This window comes from Methylosinus sp. KRF6, from assembly GCF_018887255.1.
GTDB lineage: Bacteria > Pseudomonadota > Alphaproteobacteria > Rhizobiales > Beijerinckiaceae > Methylosinus > Methylosinus sporium.
Genome location: NZ_JAHLJF010000023.1, coordinates 1 through 7,984 on the forward strand (window position 1 = coordinate 1; position 7,984 = coordinate 7,984).

The 7,984-nt window shown below is 55.7% G+C and carries 8 protein-coding genes and 1 pseudogene; 7 read left to right on the forward strand and 2 right to left on the reverse strand.

The annotated features are described in order from the left end of the window. Nucleotides 1-57: 57 nt before the first annotated feature. Nucleotides 58-492 (forward strand): annotated as a pseudogene (locus KP010_RS22115) (IS6 family transposase); the annotation flags it as partial. A 12-nt stretch (nucleotides 493-504) separates the two neighbouring features. Here KP010_RS22115 and KP010_RS22120 read toward each other — a convergent pair. Beyond that, nucleotides 505-732: a hypothetical protein gene (locus tag KP010_RS22120; RefSeq protein WP_185966632.1), complete on the reverse strand. Its 228-nt coding sequence runs from the start codon at nucleotides 730-732 to the stop codon at nucleotides 505-507. Nucleotides 733-892: 160 nt separating this feature from the next. Between KP010_RS22120 and KP010_RS22125 the strand changes: the two genes are divergently transcribed. The 6 genes from KP010_RS22125 (at nucleotide 893) to KP010_RS22150 (ending at nucleotide 7,291) form a co-directional block, all read left to right on the forward strand. Continuing rightward, nucleotides 893-1,147: an acyl carrier protein gene (locus tag KP010_RS22125; RefSeq protein ID WP_142864607.1), complete on the forward strand. Its 255-nt coding sequence runs from the start codon at nucleotides 893-895 to the stop codon at nucleotides 1,145-1,147. A 45-nt stretch (nucleotides 1,148-1,192) separates the two neighbouring features. Continuing rightward, a complete protein-coding gene (locus KP010_RS22130) occupies nucleotides 1,193-2,122 on the forward strand; it encodes a bifunctional 2-polyprenyl-6-hydroxyphenol methylase/3-demethylubiquinol 3-O-methyltransferase UbiG (RefSeq protein WP_142864608.1) in 930 nt (309 codons plus the stop codon). Next, the gene (locus tag KP010_RS22135; RefSeq protein WP_142864609.1) at nucleotides 2,119-2,538 is read left to right on the forward strand and encodes a VOC family protein; all 420 of its coding nucleotides are present in this window, start codon (nucleotides 2,119-2,121) and stop codon (nucleotides 2,536-2,538) included. The genes KP010_RS22130 and KP010_RS22135 overlap by 4 nt, the downstream gene beginning before the upstream one ends. Nucleotides 2,539-2,564: 26 nt before the next feature. Further along, nucleotides 2,565-3,653 (forward strand): hypothetical protein, encoded by a 1,089-nt coding sequence (locus tag KP010_RS22140; RefSeq protein WP_142864610.1) that lies wholly within the window; start codon nucleotides 2,565-2,567, stop codon nucleotides 3,651-3,653. Between the two features lie 113 nt (nucleotides 3,654-3,766). Then, nucleotides 3,767-4,972: an MBOAT family O-acyltransferase gene (locus KP010_RS22145; RefSeq protein WP_142864611.1), complete on the forward strand. Its 1,206-nt coding sequence runs from the start codon at nucleotides 3,767-3,769 to the stop codon at nucleotides 4,970-4,972. A gap of 357 nt (nucleotides 4,973-5,329) precedes the next feature. Then, entirely contained in the window at nucleotides 5,330-7,291 is a 1,962-nt protein-coding gene (locus KP010_RS22150) for an HAD family hydrolase (RefSeq protein ID WP_142864612.1), read from the forward strand. A gap of 132 nt (nucleotides 7,292-7,423) precedes the next feature. On the opposite strand, the gene KP010_RS22155 is transcribed toward KP010_RS22150, so the two are convergent. After that, a partial coding sequence (locus KP010_RS22155) for an IS6 family transposase (RefSeq protein ID WP_216281855.1) occupies nucleotides 7,424-7,984 on the reverse strand: 561 nt, incomplete at its 5' end.

Sequence of the window (7,984 nt, forward strand, 5' to 3'; positions counted from 1 at the left end):
GTTTCGCGAAGCGCCGCGGCAAAAATGAGTCAGAAAAAATGAGGGGATTCGTGAGACGTGAAAGTCAAAGGCAGCTGGAAATATCTGTATCGGGCGGTCGACAAAGCGGGTGCGACGGTGGATTTCCTGTTAACGGCGAAGAGGGACTGCAAAGCGGCGTTGCGCTTCTTGCGCAAGGCGATCGGCCAGCATGGCGAGCCGGAGAAGATCACGATCGACAAGAGCGGCGCCAACACGGCGGCGATCGAAAGCTACAATGCGGAGCATGAAGCGGACATCGAAATCCGCCGCATCAAATATCTCAATAATATCGTCGAACAGGACCATCGAGCGGTGAAGCGAGTGACGCGGCCGATGTTGGGTTTCAAATCATTTCGATCGGCTGCCGCGACGCTTTCTGGGATCGAGCTGATGCATATGATCCGAAAGGGGCAGATGCGAACGACGAACGAAATGCGCCCCGCGCAGCAATTCTATTCCCTCGCCGCCTGAGCCACGTCATTCTCACACGCTCATCGCGGTCACAAACAAAAATTTGCGACAAAGCCCGAAGAAGCGCGCGACGCCGTTTACGCCAACCGCTCGCGACTGAAATCGGGCGTTGGACGCGCCGCCATGCGCAAGCGCGGCGAACTGGTCGAACGCAGCTTCGCCCATGCGCTGGATCGCGGCGGCATGCGCCGGGCCTGGCTTCGCGGTCGCGAGAACATCGTCAAGCGTCGTCGCTCGCATGACGACCCGCTGCGACAAGGTCGGCGGGTGCAAATACGTAGGAGCTCATCACGTCCAGTCTACTTGATTTGCCATCGCGCCGCTGGTAGCCTCACCAAATCTTTGGGATTTCTGAAATCGCCGCTTTCTGCGTGGTCTTTTGCTTCGAGGGGATATTCGAATGGCTATTGCCGATGTGAACGACATCCTTTTCAAGCTGAGCGGGATCGCAGCCGAACACTTCGGCGTCGCTGGGCTTCAACTGCGTGAATCGACAACGGCGGCCGATGTTCCGGGCTGGGATTCGATTGCGCATATCCAGCTGATGTTGCGCGTCGAGGAAGAGTTCGGCATTCGCTTCAAGACGGTCGAAATCGGAGGCGTTCAGAATGTCGGCGAACTCGCTCGACGTGTCATGGATCATTTGCGGCAATAACCGCGCAGACCGCTCGACCAAGAGCGTCGAACATCGGATTCAAAGATGATTTTGGACAAACCTCGTTCGAACCTCGTGCTCGCGCCGCAGCTGATCGCGGAAATCGCGGCGAAGAATCCGATGCACAGCGTGTTCGTTGGCCGCGCCTTGGCGGGGCTTGCCCCCGACGAAATGGATCGTTTCGAACAGTACCTCTGTTTTTGCGCCGGAAACGGCACCTCCATCGACTATATTGCAGAAAGCTACCTGACCGTCGTGCAGGATACGATCGCAGAGCAGATGTATTTCTTCCGGCACGGAAGGTACAGGCATTCGACATTCGAACAAGTCGCGGAGTTCGTTTACAACAATTCTGATTACATGAACCGCTACATGTATGGTTTGGTCATCACCGCGTTCCTCTGGCCGAACCACGTCGAGATGGCCCGATTTTTCGCCGGGCATCTTCCGCGCGACCGTCGCGGCGCCTACCTGGAGATCGGGCCGGGCCACGGTTATTATATGATGACGGCCGTGTCACAGAGTTCGTATGACGACTTTACCGGAGTCGATATTTCACAGGCGAGCGTTGCGCAAACTGGCGCATTGATCCGTTTCTTCACACCGGACGCCGTTTCCAAAGTTTCTTTGTATCATTGTGACTTCTTGGTTGCGGAAACACTCCCTCGCGCGTCGTTCGACGCTATCGTGATGGGAGAAGTTCTGGAGCATGTCGAAAGCCCGGAGTTGTTCCTTGGCCGTATCGCGGAACTCGCTCGCCCTGGCGCTTTCATCTACGTCACCACTTGCATAAACGCTCCGGCCATAGATCACATTTATCTCTGGCGCACGGTGGAGGAGTTGGAGTCTGTCATTGTGCGATCGGGCCTCGAAATCGAGAGGGATCTACGCCTGCCTCATGACGGAGCGACGCTGGAGCAGGCGATGACGCAGAAGCTTTCGATCAACGTCGCTTATGTTCTCCGAAAGCCATGAAAGATGCGCCGCTCCATCTCCGTTTCCACCATATGGGTCTCGCGGTCCGTTCCGACGAGACGGCTGCGGAATTCTTGACGTGGATGGGCTATGTTTGCGGACCGCTCGTCTATGATCTGGAACAGGACGTTCGGCTTCGCATGTGCGAGAAGACGGGGGCTCCCTCCGTCGAAATCGTCACATTCGGCAAAGGCGATGGTCCGCTCTCTCAGATGCTGAAACGCTTTGATCAGCTCATCTATCATACATGTTACGAGGTGGATGATCGTGATCGGGCGTTAGTCTCGCTGGAGAATTCCGGCTTCCGTGTCACCTTGGCCTCGCCGCCACGCCCAGCAATCCTATTCGGCGGTCGACTGGTGTCCTTCCATTTGGTTCCTGGATTCGGGCTGATAGAATTGCTGAGCGCTCAGTGAGGAAGAACGTCGACATGCTTCCTAAAATGAAACTCGCATTCCAAAGCATTTCCCATCTCGCGAGTTGGGTCGTCGTCCTTTTCTTCGTCCTTTTCGCTCCAGTCGTCAACTCGTTCTTCGTGCCGGTAGACGTTCGGTACCAAACTATGTCCCGCCGAACCGGGCCGTCGGACTGGCTTTCGAAGATTGCCTTGTCCGATTCCTCGAGTTTGGACATTCTCTTTGTCGGTCATTCGCAAACCTTGACCAACATCGATCACTCGGTATTACAGCATGAGATCGCTCGACGCGGAGTCTCTGCAACCTCCGCTACGGTCGCCATGACCTGGGCCAACTTCGATTTCGCCTATCTTTATCTGAGCGAGCTTTTCCGGCATCGAAGCGTCAAGCTTGTCGTGTTGCCGCTCGGGCCGCGTCAAGAATCTTCGCATTCGGCGACGAAATACTTGCGGAGATTGCAGACGGCCGACCCGGGTTTGAGCCTCGCCAATTTGCGTATGGCCGCGACGAACTACGCCGAAATGAGTCTCATATCGCTTCGACTTCTTTCAGCATTGGCTTTTCCTCCGGGACGACAGGTTCTCCAGGGCTACCGATGGTGGCGCGAGGTTGGCGAGAATGAGGAACAGACACATGGGACGTGGTTGGCGGAGCGCGGCTTCCAATCACGTGACGGTATGGAGAAAAAGAACTTCCATGTGGTCGGGATAAGAGAAGGCGTCGACGGCTATACGCTCGTGTCGCATAACGACCCCACATTCCAAGATTTGCGGTTCGGCGAAGAATCGCTCAGCGACTTCGAGATGGCGTATGTTCCGGCTATTCGAGAACTGTGCGAAAAGCACGGAGCGAATCTGGTCCTGTTGCGGCAACCGCTGATGCGGTCCGATGAAATCGATAGCGTGTCGATCCCGAGGCGAGCTCGCGATCTCGGCGTTCCTATTCTATACGCAACGCTCCGTTCGACGTTCGGGACAGGGGATGCTGGCATAATGAAGGATTATTTTTACAACGAGAGCCATTTGAACGCGAATGGAGCGAAGCAAAACGCATATGCGATCGCCAAGGCGATCATGCCGTTTCTTGCGACCACCATCAGCAAGGCTCATGACTAGATGCGACAGTTTCTGCTCATCGGCTTCGTGGTCCTCGCTCTGGTCACAATCGGGCTGTTCGCCGGAATTTCGCCCGATAGCCTGAATCCTGGTGCTGTCTATGGTGGGTTCTGATGTCCAGCCTGTTTTTTTCGACAACAGCGATTTACGCGGTGATCTATTGCACTGCCGCGATATTCATATGCCGAGCATTGCCAAAAGGCGAATTTCGCGGCTATTCTTTCGCTGTCCTGAATATGGGGTTTACGTATATTTTATTTTTCGCGTCGGACGAGAAGGGCGCAATCGCGTTTGGACTGTCTGTGCTGGCGCTCGCTGCGATTTGGGTCGTTATCGAAAAAGCACGTTGTTTGGAGCAGTCCTATTGGCAGCTCGCCTTCTTCGCGCCACTCCTTTGGCTGTGTCTCTCCAAGTCGCTCGGGATCTTTACGATCGTAGGCCTTTCATATCTCAGCTTCAGAGTCGCGCATCTCGTGTGGGAGGTCCAACTCAAGCGCGTGTGCTCTGTGCCTTTTGATCAGTACCTCTGCCATCTGTTTTTTGTCCCGACTTATTTGTTGGGGCCGATCTCTCCATTCAGCTACTTTCATGCGTCCTTCAATCGATTGCCCGAGTACGCGCCGCCGCCGGTGAGCGAGGCAGGACTGCGTATCCTGAAAGGTCTCGTCAAATTCGTCGTGATCGCGGGTGTGTTTCAACAGATGTCGGCCGACAATTATCTCTCCGACTATCGAGCGCATCAGCCTTTGGAGCTCGTCCTCGCGGCGTTCGGCTTCTATGTTTTCCTCTACGCGAATTTTTCCGGAGCCAATGACGTTTCGATCGGGATGTCGGCTCTCATGGGAATCCTCGTCAAAGAGAACTTCGATCGTCCGTATCTCGCGACGAGCTGCACCGAATTCTGGAAACGATGGCATGTCTCGCTATCCGAGTGGATGCGTGACATTGTCTTTTCGCCGCTGGTTGGTTTCCTCGTGCGGCATTTCCGGCGCTTGCCTCCGATCCATGCCGTGGCTGTTTCGTTCATGGTCGTGTTTCTTCTAATTGGTTGGTGGCATGGCAATGGTTGGCAATTCTGGTCGATCGGATTCCTGTTTGGAGCCGCCCTCGTAGTCGAACACTATGCGGACGCGGTGGTGCGTCATTACCGCCTCGACAAGGGTCCATGGTCCACAGCGCCCGGATTTCGATATTTGAAAGTGGTGATGACCAACACTTACGTGGCGCTCGTCGTTTCATTGATGTCCATCAATTGGGAGGAAAAAGGGATTGGCCTCGGCGATCTCTTCGGACGAGTGACGGCTTTTGTCGTAAAGTGATTCATTCGATTCTGCCAAGATGGAGATATGCGGGTTCGGGATACTCATATTCGGGGTGGGCGACGATATCCTCCCGAGCAGATTGCCCGGGCGCAGTTCGACTGTTGGGCCATCTTGGACTTCAACCACTCGCAACATCGTCGGCCGTCGGGCTCTCGAAGGCTGAACCGAAGAATCCGCTGCACGGTCGCTTTCATCTCCTGCAATGAGAAGCTCTCGCAGCGCCACCGCGATCTCGCTCGCTCTCGGTGTGTCGGCTTCGTCAAACAATCCATTCATTAAGGATTAACCTCGAATTGAAAACAGAGCTGCTTTCGCGTAACAGGTCGAAAGCTCTGTTTTATTTGGAGGGCTGAGGTGATTAGTCAAAGATTTGACCCTTCGACTCTTTTTTGGCTTTCTGAGCCGGACGCCGGCTTTTCGGACGAGTTGTCGTCCCTTTCTCTTTCTGCGTCGCCGGCTCGTGAGCTCAGAAGGCTGTCGTCGTTTCGCCTCAACTCCTCGCAGTTGCGACGTCTGAAGTCGGCTGTCGGCGATCTGCGCAGAACGGAATTCGGGCTGGCGCAACTTTCTCAGTTCAGGTCGCTGAGCGTCGGCGTTCTCGGCAACCGCACGCTCGACTTTCTGACCGACTGCCTCAGTGGTTCAGGGCTAAGGCACGGGCTTTCCATCGACGTCCAACTCGGGGAATATGGATCTCTTTTCCAGAATGTCTTCGATGCGCAGGGCGGAGTCGTTCAGGGGACGGACGCGGTCGTTCTGATCCTCGACGCCGGGGCGTTCGCGGCAGCTTCGGAACTAATGAATCAAAGCGCGCATGAGAAGGCAGTGCTCGCGGCCCGCAATCTGATCGAGCGTACGCTCCATAGCGCGCGCGAGAGCTTCAAGTGCCCGATCGTTCTATCTACGATTGTATACGACCCCGACGATGATTTGAACGCGAGCGATATCATAGTGGATGGCTCGACGCGTCGCTTCATCAATGATGTGAACATGCAGATCATCGATCTCGCCAAGAGCGGAGAGGCGGTCGTATGGGATTTGGATCATTTGGCTGCATCCATCGGTCGACGGCAGTGGTGCGATCCCGTTTCACGGCATTCTACCAAGAGTCCCTTCGCCATTCGTCTGGCGCCCGTCGTTGCTGATCATTTGTGCGCGACGCTCGCGGGACTTTTTGGAAAGGCGCGTCGCGGGCTCATTCTCGATCTGGACAACACTCTCTGGTCTGGCGTCATTGGAGACGACGGCATAGGAGGCATCGTCATCGGACAGGGAGATGCTGTCGGTGAAGCGCACCTTGCGCTTCAGCGTCACGCTTTGGAGCTGAGGCGCCGCGGAATCGTTCTCGCTGTCTGCTCGAAGAACGACGACGCCATCGCGCGCGAACCGTTTCGTGCACACCCAGAGATGTTGCTCCGCGAAGATCACATCGCGGTGTTTCAGGCGAATTGGAGCGACAAGGCGTCGAACATCGTGTCGATCGCCAAAACGCTGGATCTTGGTCTCGACGCCTTCGTGTTCGTCGATGACAACCCTGCCGAACGTGCGCGTGTCAGACGGGAGTTGCCCGAGGTGGCGGTTCCTGAGCTACCCGATGATCCAGCTTGGTACACGGCCTGTCTGTCAGCGGCGCATTACTTCGAGAATCCGCGACTGAACGCAGAAGATCTCGATCGCGCCAAATCATATCAAGACAACGCGCGCCGCGCCGAAATGCTGTCGCAAATCGGAAACTACGACGATTACCTCCGGTCTTTAGAAATGACGCTGACCGTGTCGCGCTTCGATGAGCTCGGTAAGGTGCGGATCACTCAATTGATATCCAAATCGAACCAGTTCAATCTGACCACGCGGCGCTATCAGCTGGACGATGTCGACGACATAAGTAGAGATCCTGCATCGATCGGGCTGCAATTCAGACTTACCGACGCATTCGGCGACAACGGCATAATCAGCGTCGTCGTACTGCGACGCAACAGGACCTTTGCGTATATCGATCTCTGGGTGATGTCGTGTCGAGTGTTGAAGCGCGGAGTCGAGGCCGCGGTGTTGCATGAGATCGCGAAATGCGCCCGGGAAGCAGGAGTCCGGGATATCATCGGAGAGTATATTCCGACGCCTCGCAATGGACTTGTCCGAGATCACTATGAGAAGCTCGGCTTCGATAGGCTGGAGCCATCAGACGCAGTATTCGATCGGTATACGCCGGTAGGGGAGCTGTGGCGCGCGAGCGTGGACAAGCTTTGCATTCCCCCCGTTCACATGAAAGTTGTCTGCTCGCATGATTCTGCCGCTCGGCCCGCACCCTGTTCGTAGGAATCTTTCCTCACTAACGACGAAGTTCTGAGCGTCGACGAGGTCTCGGCGGGGGACCGGTGAGCGAGAAACAGCGGGCTTTGTCGCAAATTTTTGTTTGTGACCGCGATGAGCGTGTGAGAATGACGTGGCTCAGGCGGCGAGGGAATAGAATTGCTGCGCGGGGCGCATTTCGTTCGTCGTTCGCATCTGCCCCTTTCGGATCATATGCATCAGCTCGATCCCAGAAAGCGTCGCGGCAGCCGATCGAAATGATTTGAAACCCAACATCGGCCGCGTCACTCGCTTCACCGCTCGATGGTCCTGTTCGACGATATTATTGAGATATTTGATGCGGCGGATTTCGATGTCCGCTTCATGCTCCGCATTGTAGCTTTCGATCGCCGCCGTGTTGGCGCCGCTCTTGTCGATCGTGATCTTCTCCGGCTCGCCATGCTGGCCGATCGCCTTGCGCAAGAAGCGCAACGCCGCTTTGCAGTCCCTCTTCGCCGTTAACAGGAAATCCACCGTCGCACCCGCTTTGTCGACCGCCCGATACAGATATTTCCAGCTGCCTTTGACTTTCACGTAGGTCTCATCGAGACGCCAGCTGGATCCGATCGCGCGCTTGCGAGCACGGAACTGTTTCTCCAGCAAAGGGGTTCTGTCGCAAATTTTGTCTACAGGCGCGCCGGGCAAGTGAGAATGACGTGG